The sequence below is a fragment of the Citrobacter sp. S-77 genome, from assembly GCF_963864895.1.
Lineage (GTDB): Bacteria > Pseudomonadota > Gammaproteobacteria > Enterobacterales > Enterobacteriaceae > Citrobacter > Citrobacter murliniae.
Window position 1 is genome coordinate 3,055,421 of sequence record NZ_CAWLWU010000002.1, and the last position, 14,673, is coordinate 3,070,093.

Consider the following 14,673-nt stretch of genomic DNA (forward strand, 5'->3'; position numbering starts at 1 on the left):
AGCGGTAATAATGCGTACAACACCAGAGCAATGAGCGCCGGTGTCAGACCGGTTCCCGCAATCCCAAGCCTGCCTAGCCAGGGAAAATGATTAACCAGACCGGCGAGCGGTGCGATCAGCAGGCCGAACAACGCCACAGAAGGAATGGTTTGAATGATGTTCAGTACGGCAAATACCGGCCCCTGCCGCGATGCAGATAAAGCGCACCAAATCCCCAGCGGCACGCCAATCAACAGCGCAGGAACAACGGTTCCAACCAGGATAGTCAGATGCTGCGCCAGTGCATCATCGAAGACGTCCTGGCGATTGGTATACTCTTTGAGCAGAGAAAGATCGTTGAATGTGCCGAAGAACAACAGCGCCAGCGGTACGACAGCAATTTGTGTATGCAGAATCCAACGCCAGAGTGGCTGAGATGTGATACGGCGAACGGCGTCACTGCATGCCAGCAGCATTAACCCCAGTCCAAGCCAGAACCCACTACCGAGGCTGGTTCTGGCCAGCGGGCTTCCCGTCTGAGCAAGCCAGGTTGCTATTTTCCCGGCGGTCATGAGTGCAGCAATCACCAGCAGTTGCATGACGACAAGCGTGAATACGCTGCCGGACTTACCGGGTTGCAAGCACAAAAAAAGCAGCAGTAAAAATAGAACCACCAGCCCCCACGCACTTGCGGGCCAGATATCCCAGAGCTGGCGACCTTCGCCGGAGACCAGGCGATTAGGGGCATAGCTGATGAAAGGAAGCGCCGCGGCAGCCATCATAAGAAGAACCAGCAGCAACAGCACCCGGTTGACTGATATCTTTGACACGACACTCACCTGCTGCAAAATCCGTTACTTCACCCATCCTTTTTGCTTCAGGTAGTCTGCTGCAACTTTTTTCGCATCCAGCCCTTCAACGGCGATACTGGCATTAAGTTGTTGCAGCGTTTTTTCATCCAGGCTGGCAAATACCGGTCGCAGCCATTCCTCTATTTGCGGATAAGTCTTCAATACCGATTCACGCACGACCGGCGCAGGAGCATAAATTGGCTGAACACCTTGCGGATCACTTAAAGTTTGTAATCCCAGTGCGGCTACGGGACCATCGGTTCCATAGGCCATTGCTGCATTAACGCCCGATGTCTGCTGCGCAGCGGCTTTAATTGTCACCGCCGTATCTCCCCCAGCCAGCGATAAAAGCTGGTTCTGATTAAGCTTGAAGTCATACGCTTTTTCAAAGGCGGGAAGTGCGTCAGTCCGTTCAATAAATTCCGCGGAGGCAGCCAGTTTGAATGTTCCGCCCTCTTTCAGGTAGCGCCCCAGATCGGCCAGTGAAACGAGTTTGTTCTTTTCAGCAACGTCCTGACGTACCGCGATGGTCCAGGTATTGTTAGCAGGCGCTGGTGTTAACCAGACCAGTTTATTCTGTTCTGCATCCAGCTTTTTGACCTTTTCAAATCCAGCCTGAGCATTTTTCCAGGCCGGATCATTTTCATCTTTAAAGAAGAAGGCACCATTTCCGGTATATTCCGGGTAAATATCCAGCTCACCAGACGTTATTGCCCCACGCACCACTGGTGTGGTACCCAGTTGCACTTTATTGACAGTTTTCACGCCGTGGCTTTCAAGTACCTGCAAAATAATATTGCCGAGCAGCGCCCCTTCGGTATCAATTTTTGAACCGACCGTTACGGGTGACGCGGCCTGCAAGGGTAAGCTCACCGCAGCTAACAACACCAGCGATCCCGCCCATACCTTTGAGATTGTCATGCTGCTCTCCTCATCCTTTTATTGCCCTTTTCAGAGACTTGAGGAAAAAGCATAGACGAAAAATCTGGCATTAACCTGCCAGCTAAGAGGTCACGAAGGAAATTATTCGCACTAACCCGGTGATTAATCCCCCCTGACGCAATATCTGCGCCCATAAAAAAGGCCGGTTTCCCGGCCCTTTATTCATCTCTAATGTTTACAGTAGCTCAAACTCACCCTGTTTCACCCGGGCGGAATCAACGCCGATGAAGACGTTAAATTTGCCCGGTTCAGCATCATATTTCATGCGCTGGTTCCAGTATTTCAGTGCCTCAATATCAATCGGGAAACTGACGGTCTGAGTTTCGCCAGGTTTAAGGTTCACTTTCTCAAACCCTTTCAGTTGTTTTACCGGACGGCTCATTGACGCGGTAACATCCTGTAAATACATCTGGATCACCGTCGCACCTTCGCGCTTACCGGTGTTGGTCACCTGCACGCTGGCCGTTACTGTTCCGTCACGTTTCATCGTCGGCGAAGAGAGCTTCACATCAGAAACCGTAAACGTGGTGTAGCTCAAACCATAGCCAAATGGATACAACGGGCCATTCGCTTCATCAAAATAGCGCGAAGTATATTTATTTGGCTTATCAGCGTTATATGGACGCCCGGTATTCAGGTGGCTGTAATAGACCGGGATCTGCCCGACAGAACGCGGGAAGGACATCGGCAATTTGCCAGACGGGTTGTAATCGCCAAACAGCACGTCAGCTATGGCGTTACCGCCTTCCGTTCCGGCAAACCAGGTTTCCAGAATCGCATCGGCCTGCTGATCTTCCTTCACCAGCGCCAATGGACGACCGTTCATCAGCACCAGTACCAGCGGTTTACCGATTGCTTTCAGCGCAGTAATCAGATCGCGCTGACTCTGCGGGATAGTGATATCGGTACGACTGGATGCCTCATGCGCCATACCCTGCGCCTCGCCGACCACTGCGACAACCACATCGGACTGCTTCGCCACATTGACTGCTTCATCAATCATCGCCTGCGGCGAGCGCGGGTCAACTTTCACCGCCTCTTCATACAGATTGAGGAAGTCCACAATACCTTTATCGTTGGTGATATTCGCCCCTTTGGCATACACCACTTTGCCCTTCTCACCCAGTGCATTTTTAATACCTGTCAGCACCGTCACGGACTGATCGGCAACACCGGCAGCGGACCAGCTTCCCATCACGTCACGTTTGCTGTCCGCCAGCGGCCCGATAACAGCAACGGTACCTGATTTTTTCAGCGGCAACGTTTCCAGACGATTTTTCAGCAGCACCAGGCTTTCACGCGCCACGTCACGCGCTTCTTTACGGTGTAAACGACTTTCGGCGTTTGTGTCCTGCGGGTCTGACTCTTTTGCCCCCAGATGGCTGTAAGGATCGTTAAACAACCCCATATCATATTTCACATTCAGCACGTGACGCGCAGCATCATCCAGTTCTGCCATAGTGACTTTTCCTGATTTAATCAGGCCTGGCAGATACTTACTGTAATACTCATCGCTCATGCTCATGTTAATGCCGGACTTGATCGCCACGCGCACAGCATCTTCAGGATCGGACGCGGTGCCGTGCTTTATCAGCTCTTTAATTGCACCGTGGTCGGAAACGGTGATGCCTTTAAAGCCCCAATCGTCACGCAGTACGTCTTTTAGCAGCCAGGCATCGGAAGTCGCAGGCGTGCCGTTAAGTGAATTAAGTCCCACCATCACTGCACCGCTCCCGGCGTCAAGTCCGGCTTTGTACGGCGGCATATAGTCGTTAAACAAACGCTGCGGACTCATATCCACGGTGTTGTATTCTTTGCCGCCCTCTACTGCACCATAGGCGGCAAAGTGCTTGACGCTGGTCATCACGGAATAGCGATCGGCCGGGCTTTTACCCTGCATCGCTTCCACCATGGTTTTCCCCATCGTGGCGGTTAAATAGGTATCTTCCCCAAAACCTTCAGAAGCGCGTCCCCAACGTGGATCGCGCGAAACATCGACCATCGGCGCCCAGGTCATATTCAGGCCATCGTCTGCGGCTTCATAGGCGGAAATACGCCCCACCGTTCTGACGGCATCCAGATTAAAAGACGATGCCAGGCCGAGGCTTATCGGGAATACGGTACGTTGGCCATGCAATACGTCATAGGCGAAAAAGAGAGGGATTTTCAGGCGACTGAGTTCCATCACCTGATCCTGCATTTTGCGGATATCCTGGCGCGTAACGGTGTTAAAAATCGCCCCTACCTGCCCGTCTTTGATCATCTCGCGGATGGCTTCTTTCGGGTTATCAGGCCCGACGCTTATTAAACGTAATTGCCCGATCTTCTCATCCACGGTCATCTGTTTGAGCAAATCGGTAACAAAGGCATCCCGCGCGTCAGGCGTCAGCGGATGGTTACCAAACAGGGAGCTCGCCAGCGCTGGCTGCAACGCCAGGCTCACCGCGACACCTACAGAACATAGCCATTTCATGTTGATTCTCTCTTTATTTTTTCCCGATGAGGCAGCGAAAATATAACAAAAACCGCAGTTTGCCGTAAGCCTAAACGTGAGAGGCAAAGAAAGCTAAGGTTATTCTCTGAATTTTCAAAATCGTGGTGAATGAACACGGCCAACCCAGAGACAAGCTGAATGAGAAAGCGTATTGTCATACAAAGCGCTATGCTTGTTCCTGATATTGAGTCCCACCACAAGGAGTGGAGAATGTCTTCCATTACAACAACTGAAAATAAAGCTTTTCTGAATGAACTAACCCGCCTGGTGGGTCATTCTCACCTGCTCACCGAACCTGCTAAAACCGCCCGCTATCGCAAGGGCTTTCGCTCCGGTCAGGGCGACGCATTAGCCGTTGTCTTTCCGGGTACGTTATTAGAACTGTGGCGTGTCCTGAACGCCTGCGTCAACGCCGACAAAATTATTCTGATGCAGGCCGCCAATACCGGTCTGACAGAAGGCTCTACGCCGAGTGGTAATGACTACGATCGCGACATTGTCATTATCAGTACCCTGCGCCTCGACAAGCTACACGTCATTGGCAAAGGCGAGCAGGTGCTGGCCTATCCGGGCACCACGCTTTACTCGCTGGAAAAAGCGCTTAAGCCTTTTGGTCGTGAACCGCATTCGGTTATCGGTTCTTCGTGCATTGGCGCATCTGTTATTGGCGGCATCTGCAACAATTCCGGCGGCTCGCTGGTGCAACGTGGTCCGGCATACACTGAAATGTCGCTGTTTGCACGCATTGATGAGCAGGGAAAATTACAGCTGGTAAACCATCTGGGTATCGAACTGGGCCAGACACCGGAACAGATCCTCAGCAACCTTGATGATGAACGCATCAAAGATAACGATGTACGTCATGATGGCCGTCATGCACACGATCATGATTACGTCACTCGCGTCAGAGATATTGAGGCCGATACCCCGGCACGTTATAACGCAGATCCGGATCGTCTGTTTGAATCATCCGGCTGTGCGGGAAAACTGGCGGTATTCGCCGTGCGTCTGGATACGTTCGAGGCCGAGAAAAATCAGCAGGTCTTTTATATCGGCACCAATCAGCCAGAAGTGCTGACAGAAATCCGCCGCCACATTCTGGCAAAGTTTGAGCATCTGCCGGTCGCGGGTGAATATATGCACCGCGATATTTACGACATCGCAGAGAAGTACGGCAAAGATACGTTCCTGATGATCGACAAGCTCGGCACCGATAAAATGCCGTTCTTCTTTACTCTGAAGGGCCGTACCGATGCGATGCTGGAAAAAGTGAAAATTTTCCGCCCGCACTTCACCGACCGGGCGATGCAGAAGTTTGGCCATTTATTCCCCAGCCATTTACCGGCAAGAATGAAAAGCTGGCGCGATAAGTACGAACACCACCTGTTGCTTAAAATGGCAGGTGGCGGTGTAGCAGAAGCGCAAAACTGGTTGACCGAGTTTTTCAAAACCGCCGAAGGTGACTTCTTTGCCTGTACACCGGAAGAAGGCAGCAAAGCCTTTCTGCATCGCTTCGCGGCGGCTGGCGCGGCAATCCGCTACCAGGCCGTTCATGCGGATGAGGTGGAAGATATTCTGGCGCTGGATATTGCATTGCGCCGTAATGACACCGAATGGTACGAACATCTGCCGGCAGAAATTGACAGTAAGCTGGTACACAAACTCTATTATGGTCACTTTATGTGCTACGTCTTCCACCAGGATTACATTGTGAAGAAAGGCGTGGATGCTCATGCGTTGAAAGAGCAAATGCTTGAATTACTGCATGCGCGCGGGGCGCAGTACCCAGCAGAACATAATGTGGGACATTTGTACAAAGCACCGGAAACACTGGCTCGTTTTTACCGCGAAAACGACCCTACCAACAGCATGAATCCGGGTATCGGTAAGACAAGTAAGCAGAAGTTCTGGAAAGAAAACGTTTCGGACGAAACAAAACTTTCTGATTGATTTTTCTGTAAAAAGGCCTGACAGCGTTATGCTATCAGGCCTCTTTTTATTACCATCCCACGCTATTTAATCGTTCTGCGCAGTTTGCTCGCCCGTTGCCGAACCAGTTGCCGCCATCTGTGCGGCTTTCTGTTTTTTATAGCTCAGCGCCGCCGCCGGAACCGGCATCACTTTACCGGTCTCGATCCAGGTACGTAAGCGGCTGGCATCGGCAAAGTGGGTATATTTACCGAAGGCATCCATCACCACCAGCGCAACCGGTTTGTTATTGATAACCGTACGCATCACCAGACAGTGGCCTGCAGCATTGGTAAAACCTGTTTTGGTTAACTGAATATTCCAGTTATCGCGATAAACCAGATGGTTAGTGTTGCGGAACGGCAACGTATAAGCCGGATTAGCAAAGGTCGCCATGTCTTCACGCGTCGTACTTAGCTGACCAATCAGCGGATATTGTTTGCTGGCAATCAGTAGTTTAGTTAAGTCACGGGCGGTCGAAACGTTGTGAATGGATAACCCTGTAGGCTCCACAAAACGTGTCTGGGTCATACCCAGCGCTTTTGCTTTAGCGTTCATCGCTTTGATAAATGCGTTATACCCACCAGGGTAATGATGCGCCAGGCTTGCCGCCGCACGGTTTTCTGATGACATCAGCGCCAGCAGCAGCATGTTTTTACGGCTGATTTCACTGTTCAAGCGCACGCGGGAATAGATGCCTTTCATTTCCGGCGTCTGGCTGATATCAACTTTTAGCTTTTCATCCAGCGGCAGTCGTGCATCAAGCACCACCATCGCCGTCATTAATTTGGTAATCGACGCAATCGGACGCACAAGATCCGGGTGGTTCGAATAGATCACTTTGTTGGTATTCAGATCGACAATCATCGCACTACCAGACGCAATCTCAGGTTGAGAGGCGCTCGCGGTAGTCGCCGTTTTCGCCACGGCTTGAGGTGCAAAAGGAACGGCCAGCACCAGGGCAAGACTTAATAATGAAACTCGGAATTTCAGCATGATGAGATTTCTGATAATGGTTCACGCACGTCACAACGCACACCGCCAGAAGTAAGGGTTACCTCTGGCTAGCTCAGGCATCATAACGACCCGACAGCGTCACCGCTACTGGATAATCATCTCGAAATGCTGCGTTGCTGGCTTTTACAGCAGCAACGCAGCGTAGACAGGTTTGAACGTCAGAATAACCGATAGCCGTAACCCCACAGGACCACCGTAATCGCCAGCAGAACTTCCAGCACCAGCACACCAATCGCCAGTGTCGAACTGGAAAAACTTAGTCCTTCCTCTTTGCTGATATTCAGGAATGTTGGAATGCCGAGATACAGTAAATATCCGGTGTAAAACAGCGCGATAGTCCCAATTAAGGCACACAGCCAGACCAATGGATAAAGCGCTACGAGCCCGCTTAAAAACAGCGGCGTGGCAACATATCCGGCAAAGACCATACAGTGCGCCAGCGATGGACGCTGCGGATAATTGCGCGCCATCCACCAGATCACCCGCCCCATAACGGCCACGCCCGCCAGCATCACACCGTAGAACAGAATTGCCATCGCAAATCCGGTAAACAGGGATAGTTGCAGTATGTTTCCGTCGCCAAAATTCCAGCCGATCTGTGTCGTACCAATAAAGGCACAAATAACCGGGATTGCCGCCATCAGCAGTACATGGTGAGTATAGTGATGCGAAACACTTTCGTTTTCGCTGTTGATCACGTGCATTTCACGATCGGGATGGGAAAACAGCCCCCAGACATGGTTCATACCGCCCCCTTCTTGTCAGCTCCGGACCTCAACACTTCAAGTATAATTCACCTTTTGATTATTTTATGTACACAACAAAAATACCGATGCGCTACGCTGAGGCTTTTCCGGCATCAACAATTTATAGGGTGTATGCTAAGAGTTGTGGAGGTCATACAGACGTATGGATATAAACAGTCTTATTGCGCAGTACGGCTATGCGGCGCTAACTATTGGCAGCCTGGCCGAAGGTGAAACAATTACCCTGTTAGGTGGCGTTGCAGCGCATCAGGGATTACTCAAATTTCCACTGGTTGTCATCTCCGTCGCGCTGGGTGGGATGATAGGCGATCAGTTACTTTATTTACTTGGACGGCGTTATGGCGGCAAAATTTTACGTCGTTTCTCGCGTCATCAGGCAAAAATTCATTACGCACAGAAAATGATCCAACGACGTCCCTACCTCTTTGTGGTCGGGACACGTTTTATGTACGGATTCCGCGTCATTGGTCCCCTGCTGATTGGTGCCAGCCACCTGCCACCAAAAATCTTTTTACCGTTGAATATTCTGGGAGCGCTAGTCTGGGCACTGCTGTTCACTTCGCTCGGTTACGTGGGTGGTGAAGTGATTGCCCCGTGGCTGCACAGCCTCGACCAGCATATTAAACACGGAATATGGCTGGTTCTGGTTGTCGGCCTGGTGGTGGCTGCCCGTTGGTGGATGAAGCAGCGAAATAAACAAAAAACGCAATGAAACTGGCCCGACAACAAATATCTGCCGGGCCGGAAAGTCAGGAGGCGTGGTATCCGCCACCCAGGGCGCTGGTTAACTGAATAGAAGCATCCAGCCACTGACCTTGTAAAATCAGAGCGTTACACTGCTCACGTAATGCCGGAATTTTTGCCTCGCTGACGCGGGACCCCGCAATGATACCGGCATTAAACCGTGCCTGGGCGAGTCCCACTATACGCTGCGCGTCATGTTCAATCTTTTGCTGTTGCTGATTCTTCTGCGCCAATGTTTCCACCTGCGTTGCCGCACGTGCCACATCATTCACCGCGTCCACTACGGCTTTGTTGTAACTGGCAACCGTCAGATTGCTTTGCGCGGTGGTCATATCGAGATTTGCATTCAGTCTGCCACTATCAAAGACAGGCAACGTCAGCCCGGCAGACACCCCCATTTGTTGCGCGGAATGACGGAACAGATCGCTCAGATGTAACGCGTCCTGCTGTAAAAATGCCATCAGGTTAACGTCGGGATAAAACGCAGCTTTCGCCGCATCAATACTGCTCATCGACGATTCAATATACCAGTGTGCAGCCTGTAAATCAGGGCGGCGAGCCAGTAGTGAGTAACCTAACCGGGACGGCAACTGGCTTTCCACCACCGGCATAGTCGCGGCATTAAGCTTCAGGGAGGTGGATTGTGTATTGGTCAGGGCGAGCAGTCGCGCCTCGATCACCTTCATTTTTCCACTGACATCGTTCAGTTGCTGCTCTGTTTTGCTGGAATCGATATCGGTTTCCACCCCCTCCACCGAAGAGGTAATACCGTTTTGATACAGTTGGCGATCCGCTGTGATGACATTCTGTTGCTCATTTTTAATCTGCGTTAGCACGGTTTTCAGCGCCGCCTGTGTCTGCCACTCCCAGTACAGACGAGACACACTGCTTGCCAGCAGTTGTCGGGTTTGCTCACGCTCGGCCTCACGCGCTTTAACCTCACCAATGCGCGCCGCGACTTCTGCCCGGTTTTTGCCCCATAGATCCAGGTCCCAGCCTGCGGTTAAACCAAATGTTCCATTGGTGTACCACGGCCCCGTAGTACCAGCAGCGGGATCGGTAATGGCAAACGGTCCCATCACACCTTCGGCAGACATTTTCTGACGCTCAACGCCTGCGGAAAAATCAATCTGCGGTCCATCCTGCGCTTCTATGGCCTGAGCCTGCGCTTCCGCCAGCTGAATACGCTGCTCCGCCACTTGCATATCAGGAGAGTTTTGTAACGTACTGTCAATCAACGCATTAAGCTGTGGATCGTGATACGCCTTCCACCACTGGCTATCTGGCCAACCGTTTTTCAATGCCGCTGGTAATGTGGAATCAACGTTTGCAGAGGGGGTCTGCTGTGACAGTAGCTGGCGGTTATCGTGCATAGGGGCGCAGCCCGCCATCAGAATAAAAAGCGGCAAACATGCCGTAGCGACAAGAACAGAATTACGATTCATGGAGGTACGCAGATAAGAAAAGAGGTGCAGAGATTACGACTTGTCGCACTCGCTTTTTTAGTTACGCGTGGCAATACATCTTTGGAAATTAAAATATATAATCAGAAAAATATATACCAGTTAAATATTATGGATAATATTATTCTAATAATTTATGAATGGAGCCGATATGTCACAAAATATCTATGATGATCCTGAGTTCTTTGCCGGATATGCCACACTGGATCGTTCAGTAAAGGGGCTCGACGGTGCACCAGAATGGCCAACAATACAAACGCTGCTTCCTCCGCTACAGGGTAAAAATATTCTTGATTTAGGCTGCGGATATGGCTGGTTTTGCCGCTACGCGAGAAATAACCACGCTGCAAGCGTTGTGGGTCTGGATATTTCAGAGAAGATGTTAGCCAAGGCGCGCAGTATGACCCATGGCGATGGGATCGTGTACCAGCGCGAAGATCTTGAAACACTCACACTCTCGCCGGGCTCATTTGATCTGGTCTATAGCTCACTCGCCCTGCACTATTTGCATAATATTGAACGATTACTGACAACGATTTATCAGTCACTAACACCGGGCGGAATGCTGGTATTTTCTGCCGAGCACCCTATTTATACCGCACCACTGACCCAGGGCTGGATCAAAGATAAAACCGGTCAACAATCCTGGCCGGTTAATCACTATCAGCAGGAAGGCGAACGCATCAGCAACTGGTTCGCCGAAGGCGTCAAAAAACAACACCGTAAACTGGCCACGTGGATTAATGCGCTGATTGCCGCCGGTTTTCAGATCATAAGCCTTAATGAATGGGGTCCGTCTGCTGAACAGATTGCCGCTAACCCGGCGCTGGATGAAGAGAAAGAGCGTCCAATGATATTTCTTCTCAGCGCACGTAAGCCGGAGTAATGAAACCGCCAGGCAGAATTGCTGATGCTTTCCTATACTCAACCTGAACTTACCAAAAATAAGGAAAGTTAATGAAAATTCTGCTGTGGGTTATTTTAATTATTTTTCTGATTGGGCTGTTGGTGGTGACGGGTGTGTTTAAGATGATTTTCTGATGTCGATTCCGGATCCAACACGCCTGATAAGCGAATTGCCATCAGGCAATATCTCAACTCTGATGCCGGATGGTGGCATAACCGCCATATCCGGCTTACTAAACAGAGGTATCAGCGCTCAGTTAACACTCAATGGCCTGAATCGCACGCGCGATATCCGGTGAATTATTTAATGCGCGAATTTCCTGAAACAGCGTTGTCGCCTCTGAATACTCTTTACGTAAATATCCCAGCCACTGTTTGATACGCGCCACGTGGTATAGACCGGTATCGCCCTGTTTTTCCAGCCGGGTATATTTTTTCAGCAACGTCACCACATCAGGCCACGGCATACGCGGTTCGTTGTATTTCACCACACGACTAAGATTAGGGATGTTGAGTGCACCACGTCCTATCATCACGGCGTCACATCCGGTAATAGCCATGCAATCCTGGGCACTCTGCCAGTCCCAGATTTCTCCATTAGCGATAACCGGGATAGTGAGACGTTTGCGAATTTCACCAATAGCCTGCCAGTTAATGTGCTCAGCCTTGTAGCCCTGCTCTTTGGTTCGGCCATGAACCGCCAGCTCGCTGGCACCTGCCTGCTGAACGGCATCGGCAATTTCAAACTGTCTGTCGCTGCTGTCCCAGCCGAGGCGTACTTTTACCGTCACCGGCAAATGGTCCGGAACGGCCTCGCGCATCGCTTTTGCCCCCCGGTAGATAAGCTCCGGATCCTTTAATAACGTTGCGCCGCCGCCACTGCCGTTAACCAGTTTCGACGGGCAGCCACAGTTCAGATCGACACCAAACGAGCCCAGTTCAACCGCGCGGGCCGCATTCTCCGCCAGCCACTGCGGATACTGCCCCAGCAGTTGTATGCGCACCCGTGTGCCGGATGTCGTACGGCTGGCGTTGAGCAACTCAGGACAAATGCGATGGAACACTTTTACCGGCAGGAGTTGATCCACCACCCGGACAAATTCGGTGATACAGAGATCATAGTCATTGACTTCAGTCAGCAACTCGCGAACCAGTGAGTCGAGCACACCTTCCATCGGCGCCAGTAAAACACGCATATTGTTACCCGCAAAAAAGAGAGGCGCTATGGTAACTTCTCTGAGATAGGGTTTAAAGCACAGAGAAGCGGTTACTTACCGCTATTCTGTATTCAGCGCAGAGTTTAGCCGATGTTCCCGTTATCTATTTCCACTATGCTTAGAATTCATGATGTGATCGGTAGCACGTTTTAAAGTTTAATTGTATGATGAATCAGTCTCGTCAAGGGTTTCTACTATGAGCAAGTCACTGAATATTATCTGGCAATATATACGCGCTTTCGTACTGATTTATGCCTGCCTCTATGCAGGTATTTTTCTTGCTTCCCTGCTCCCCATAACTATTCCGGGCAGCATTATCGGCATGCTAATCCTGTTTGTCCTGCTGGCGCTGCAAATCTTGCCTGCGAAATGGGTTAATCCGGGTTGCTATGTCCTGATTCGCTATATGGCCCTTCTGTTTGTCCCAATTGGTGTAGGGATCATGCAGTACTTTGACTTGCTCCGTGCGCAATTTGGTCCGGTGGTGGTGTCCTGCACCATTAGTACACTGGTCGTTTTCCTGGTAGTGAGCTGGAGCTCGCATCTTGTGCACGGTGAACGAAAAATCGTTGGGCAGAAAGGATCTAAAGAATGATGTCGTATATCTGGTGGTCGTTACCACTCACGCTGGCGGTATTTTTTGCCGCTCGTAAGCTGGCTATGCGGATCAAAATGCCGCTGCTGAATCCACTGCTCGTCGCCATGGTGGTCATTATTCCCTTTCTGATCCTGACCGGTATTCCCTACGATCACTATTTTAAAGGAAGCGAGGTTCTCAACGATTTACTGCAGCCTGCGGTGGTCGCGCTGGCCTATCCGCTGTATGAGCAATTGCACCAAATCCGCGCCCGCTGGAAGTCCATTATTGCTATCTGTTTCGCAGGCAGCGTAGTGGCGATGGTTACCGGCACATCTATTGCTTTGCTACTGGGGGCTTCACCGGAAATTGCCGCGTCTATCATGCCTAAATCAGTGACAACACCTATCGCCATGGCAGTAGGAGGAAGTATCGGCGGCATCCCGGCAATCAGCGCTGTCTGCGTTATTTTTGTCGGCATCCTCGGTGCCGTATTTGGCCATACTCTGCTGAATGCAATGCGGATTCGCACCAAGGCTGCACGTGGGCTGGCAATGGGTACTGCCTCGCACGCCCTGGGCACCGCACGCTGTGCTGAGCTTGACTACCAGGAAGGCGCATTTAGTTCTCTGGCGCTGGTCATTTGCGGGATAATCACTTCACTGGTGGCTCCGTTCCTGTTCCCGGTTATTCTGGCACTGTTCGGCTAATCCTGATTTTTAGGTCATTTATTTGCGATGCGTTGCACATTTTTAATTTAAGTTTCATAAGTTGCATACATAATGAGATATGAATCACATATAAAGGCGTAACAGGCCCGTAAACTACGATTCCATTACATTGTTATGAGGCATCGCCATGCATCCACGTTTTCAAACTTCTTTTGCCCAACTCGCGGATAACTTGCAATCAGCCCTGGCTCCCCTTCTGGCGGATGTTCATTTCCCCGCCATGTTAACTGCTGAGCAGGTCTCTGTGCTTAAACGCGAATCGGGACTGGACGAAGACGCGCTGGCATTCGCTCTGCTGCCGCTGGCTGCTGCCTGCGCTCGTACCGATCTCTCCCATTTTAACGTTGGCGCAATTGCGCGTGGTATCAGTGGTACCTGGTATTTCGGTGGGAATATGGAGTTCCTTGGCGCGACGATGCAGCAAACTGTTCATGCCGAGCAAAGCGCCATCAGTCACGCCTGGTTACGCGGTGAAAAGGGACTCGCCGCCATCACCGTAAACTACACCCCTTGCGGTCACTGCCGTCAGTTTATGAATGAACTGAACAGCGGGCTGGATTTACGCATTCACCTGCCAGGACGTGAGCCGCACGCCCTGCGCGACTATCTGCCGGATGCTTTCGGCCCGAAAGATTTAGACATCAAAACCTTGTTGATGGATGAGCAGGATCACGGCTTCGCGCTGGAAGGCGATACGCTGACCCAGGCGGCGATTACCGCGGCTAATCATTGTCATATGCCATACAGTCGCTCCCCGAGCGGTGTTGCGCTGGAGTGCAAAGATGGCCAAATCTTCAGTGGCAGCTATGCTGAAAACGCCGCCTTCAACCCAACTCTGCCTCCGCTGCAGGGCGCATTAAACCTGTTGAACCTCAACGGCTATGATTACCCGGACATTCAACGCGCGGTGCTGGCAGAAAAAGCCGATGCGCCATTAATCCAGTGGGACGCCACTTCCGCTACCCTGAAAGCATTGGGATGCAATAACATCAGTCGCGTACTGCTGGGTTAATTTCC

At 51.1% G+C, this 14,673-nt stretch carries 14 protein-coding genes; 7 read left to right on the plus strand and 7 right to left on the minus strand.

The features are described 5' to 3' along the window. The 3 genes from AACS05_RS15195 to bglX all read right to left on the minus strand — a co-directional run. Nucleotides 1-761, minus strand: a 761-nt coding sequence (locus tag AACS05_RS15195; RefSeq protein WP_071829078.1) for an osmoprotectant uptake system permease, incomplete at its 3' end; no start/stop codon positions are given. A 72-nt stretch (nucleotides 762-833) separates the two neighbouring features. Next, a complete protein-coding gene (gene osmF / locus AACS05_RS15200; RefSeq protein WP_045444969.1) occupies nucleotides 834-1,751 on the minus strand; it encodes a glycine betaine ABC transporter substrate-binding protein OsmF in 918 nt (305 codons plus the stop codon). Nucleotides 1,752-1,947: 196 nt separating this feature from the next. After that, nucleotides 1,948-4,245: a beta-glucosidase BglX gene (gene bglX, locus AACS05_RS15205; protein WP_071828986.1), complete on the minus strand. Its 2,298-nt coding sequence runs from the start codon at nucleotides 4,243-4,245 to the stop codon at nucleotides 1,948-1,950. 231 nt (nucleotides 4,246-4,476) lie between these two features. On the opposite strand from bglX, the gene dld reads away from it, so the two are divergent. Then, nucleotides 4,477-6,216, plus strand: coding sequence for a D-lactate dehydrogenase (gene dld / locus AACS05_RS15210; RefSeq protein WP_045444972.1), 1,740 nt, complete (start codon nucleotides 4,477-4,479; stop codon nucleotides 6,214-6,216). Nucleotides 6,217-6,282: 66 nt separating this feature from the next. Here the strand turns inward: dld and pbpG are convergent, their stop codons facing one another. Next, nucleotides 6,283-7,230, minus strand: coding sequence for a D-alanyl-D-alanine endopeptidase (gene pbpG, locus AACS05_RS15215; protein ID WP_045444975.1), 948 nt, complete (start codon nucleotides 7,228-7,230; stop codon nucleotides 6,283-6,285). A 179-nt stretch (nucleotides 7,231-7,409) separates the two neighbouring features. Further along, nucleotides 7,410-7,997: a Yip1 family protein gene (locus tag AACS05_RS15220; protein WP_045444978.1), complete on the minus strand. Its 588-nt coding sequence runs from the start codon at nucleotides 7,995-7,997 to the stop codon at nucleotides 7,410-7,412. A 163-nt stretch (nucleotides 7,998-8,160) separates the two neighbouring features. Here AACS05_RS15220 and AACS05_RS15225 point away from each other — a divergent pair, with 163 nt between their 5' ends. Next, entirely contained in the window at nucleotides 8,161-8,730 is a 570-nt protein-coding gene (locus AACS05_RS15225; protein ID WP_045444981.1) for a DedA family protein, read from the plus strand. Nucleotides 8,731-8,767: 37 nt separating this feature from the next. Here the strand turns inward: AACS05_RS15225 and mdtQ are convergent, their stop codons facing one another. Then, a complete protein-coding gene (gene mdtQ, locus AACS05_RS15230) occupies nucleotides 8,768-10,207 on the minus strand; it encodes a multidrug resistance outer membrane protein MdtQ (RefSeq protein ID WP_045444984.1) in 1,440 nt (479 codons plus the stop codon). A 169-nt stretch (nucleotides 10,208-10,376) separates the two neighbouring features. Between mdtQ and AACS05_RS15235 the strand changes: the two genes are divergently transcribed. Together AACS05_RS15235 and yohP are read left to right on the plus strand one after the other, a co-directional pair. Continuing rightward, entirely contained in the window at nucleotides 10,377-11,111 is a 735-nt protein-coding gene (locus AACS05_RS15235; protein ID WP_045444987.1) for a class I SAM-dependent methyltransferase, read from the plus strand. Nucleotides 11,112-11,182: 71 nt separating this feature from the next. Beyond that, complete coding sequence (gene yohP / locus AACS05_RS15240; protein WP_015572324.1) at nucleotides 11,183-11,266, plus strand: small membrane protein YohP; 84 nt, start codon at nucleotides 11,183-11,185, stop codon at nucleotides 11,264-11,266. 122 nt (nucleotides 11,267-11,388) lie between these two features. Here yohP and dusC read toward each other — a convergent pair whose 3' ends face one another. After that, nucleotides 11,389-12,327 carry a tRNA dihydrouridine(16) synthase DusC gene (dusC, locus tag AACS05_RS15245; protein ID WP_045444989.1) on the minus strand — a complete coding sequence of 313 codons (939 nt, stop codon included), beginning with the start codon at nucleotides 12,325-12,327 and terminating at the stop codon, nucleotides 11,389-11,391. A 217-nt stretch (nucleotides 12,328-12,544) separates the two neighbouring features. On the opposite strand from dusC, the gene AACS05_RS15250 reads away from it, so the two are divergent. From AACS05_RS15250 to cdd, 3 genes are all read left to right on the plus strand, one after another. Further along, nucleotides 12,545-12,943 (plus strand): CidA/LrgA family protein, encoded by a 399-nt coding sequence (locus AACS05_RS15250; RefSeq protein ID WP_045444991.1) that lies wholly within the window; start codon nucleotides 12,545-12,547, stop codon nucleotides 12,941-12,943. After that, entirely contained in the window at nucleotides 12,940-13,635 is a 696-nt protein-coding gene (locus AACS05_RS15255; protein WP_045444993.1) for a CidB/LrgB family autolysis modulator, read from the plus strand. Before AACS05_RS15250 ends, AACS05_RS15255 begins: the two co-directional genes overlap by 4 nt. 148 nt (nucleotides 13,636-13,783) lie before the next feature. Next, entirely contained in the window at nucleotides 13,784-14,668 is an 885-nt protein-coding gene (gene cdd, locus AACS05_RS15260) for a cytidine deaminase (RefSeq protein WP_045444996.1), read from the plus strand. Nucleotides 14,669-14,673 lie beyond the last annotated feature (5 nt).

Coding starts and splice junctions, on each gene's coding strand:
- bglX (WP_071828986.1), bottom strand. CDS start 4,245: ATGAAATGGCTATGTTCTGTAGGTGTCGCGGTGAGCCTGGCGTTGCAG.
- dusC (WP_045444989.1), bottom strand. CDS start 12,327: ATGCGTGTTTTACTGGCGCCGATGGAAGGTGTGCTCGACTCACTGGTT.
- mdtQ (WP_045444984.1), bottom strand. CDS start 10,207: ATGAATCGTAATTCTGTTCTTGTCGCTACGGCATGTTTGCCGCTTTTT.
- cdd (WP_045444996.1), top strand. CDS start 13,784: ATGCATCCACGTTTTCAAACTTCTTTTGCCCAACTCGCGGATAACTTG.
- AACS05_RS15250 (WP_045444991.1), top strand. CDS start 12,545: ATGAGCAAGTCACTGAATATTATCTGGCAATATATACGCGCTTTCGTA.
- AACS05_RS15220 (WP_045444978.1), bottom strand. CDS start 7,997: ATGAACCATGTCTGGGGGCTGTTTTCCCATCCCGATCGTGAAATGCAC.
- yohP (WP_015572324.1), top strand. CDS start 11,183: ATGAAAATTCTGCTGTGGGTTATTTTAATTATTTTTCTGATTGGGCTG.
- AACS05_RS15225 (WP_045444981.1), top strand. CDS start 8,161: ATGGATATAAACAGTCTTATTGCGCAGTACGGCTATGCGGCGCTAACT.
- pbpG (WP_045444975.1), bottom strand. CDS start 7,230: ATGCTGAAATTCCGAGTTTCATTATTAAGTCTTGCCCTGGTGCTGGCC.
- dld (WP_045444972.1), top strand. CDS start 4,477: ATGTCTTCCATTACAACAACTGAAAATAAAGCTTTTCTGAATGAACTA.
- osmF (WP_045444969.1), bottom strand. CDS start 1,751: ATGACAATCTCAAAGGTATGGGCGGGATCGCTGGTGTTGTTAGCTGCG.
- AACS05_RS15255 (WP_045444993.1), top strand. CDS start 12,940: ATGATGTCGTATATCTGGTGGTCGTTACCACTCACGCTGGCGGTATTT.
- AACS05_RS15235 (WP_045444987.1), top strand. CDS start 10,377: ATGTCACAAAATATCTATGATGATCCTGAGTTCTTTGCCGGATATGCC.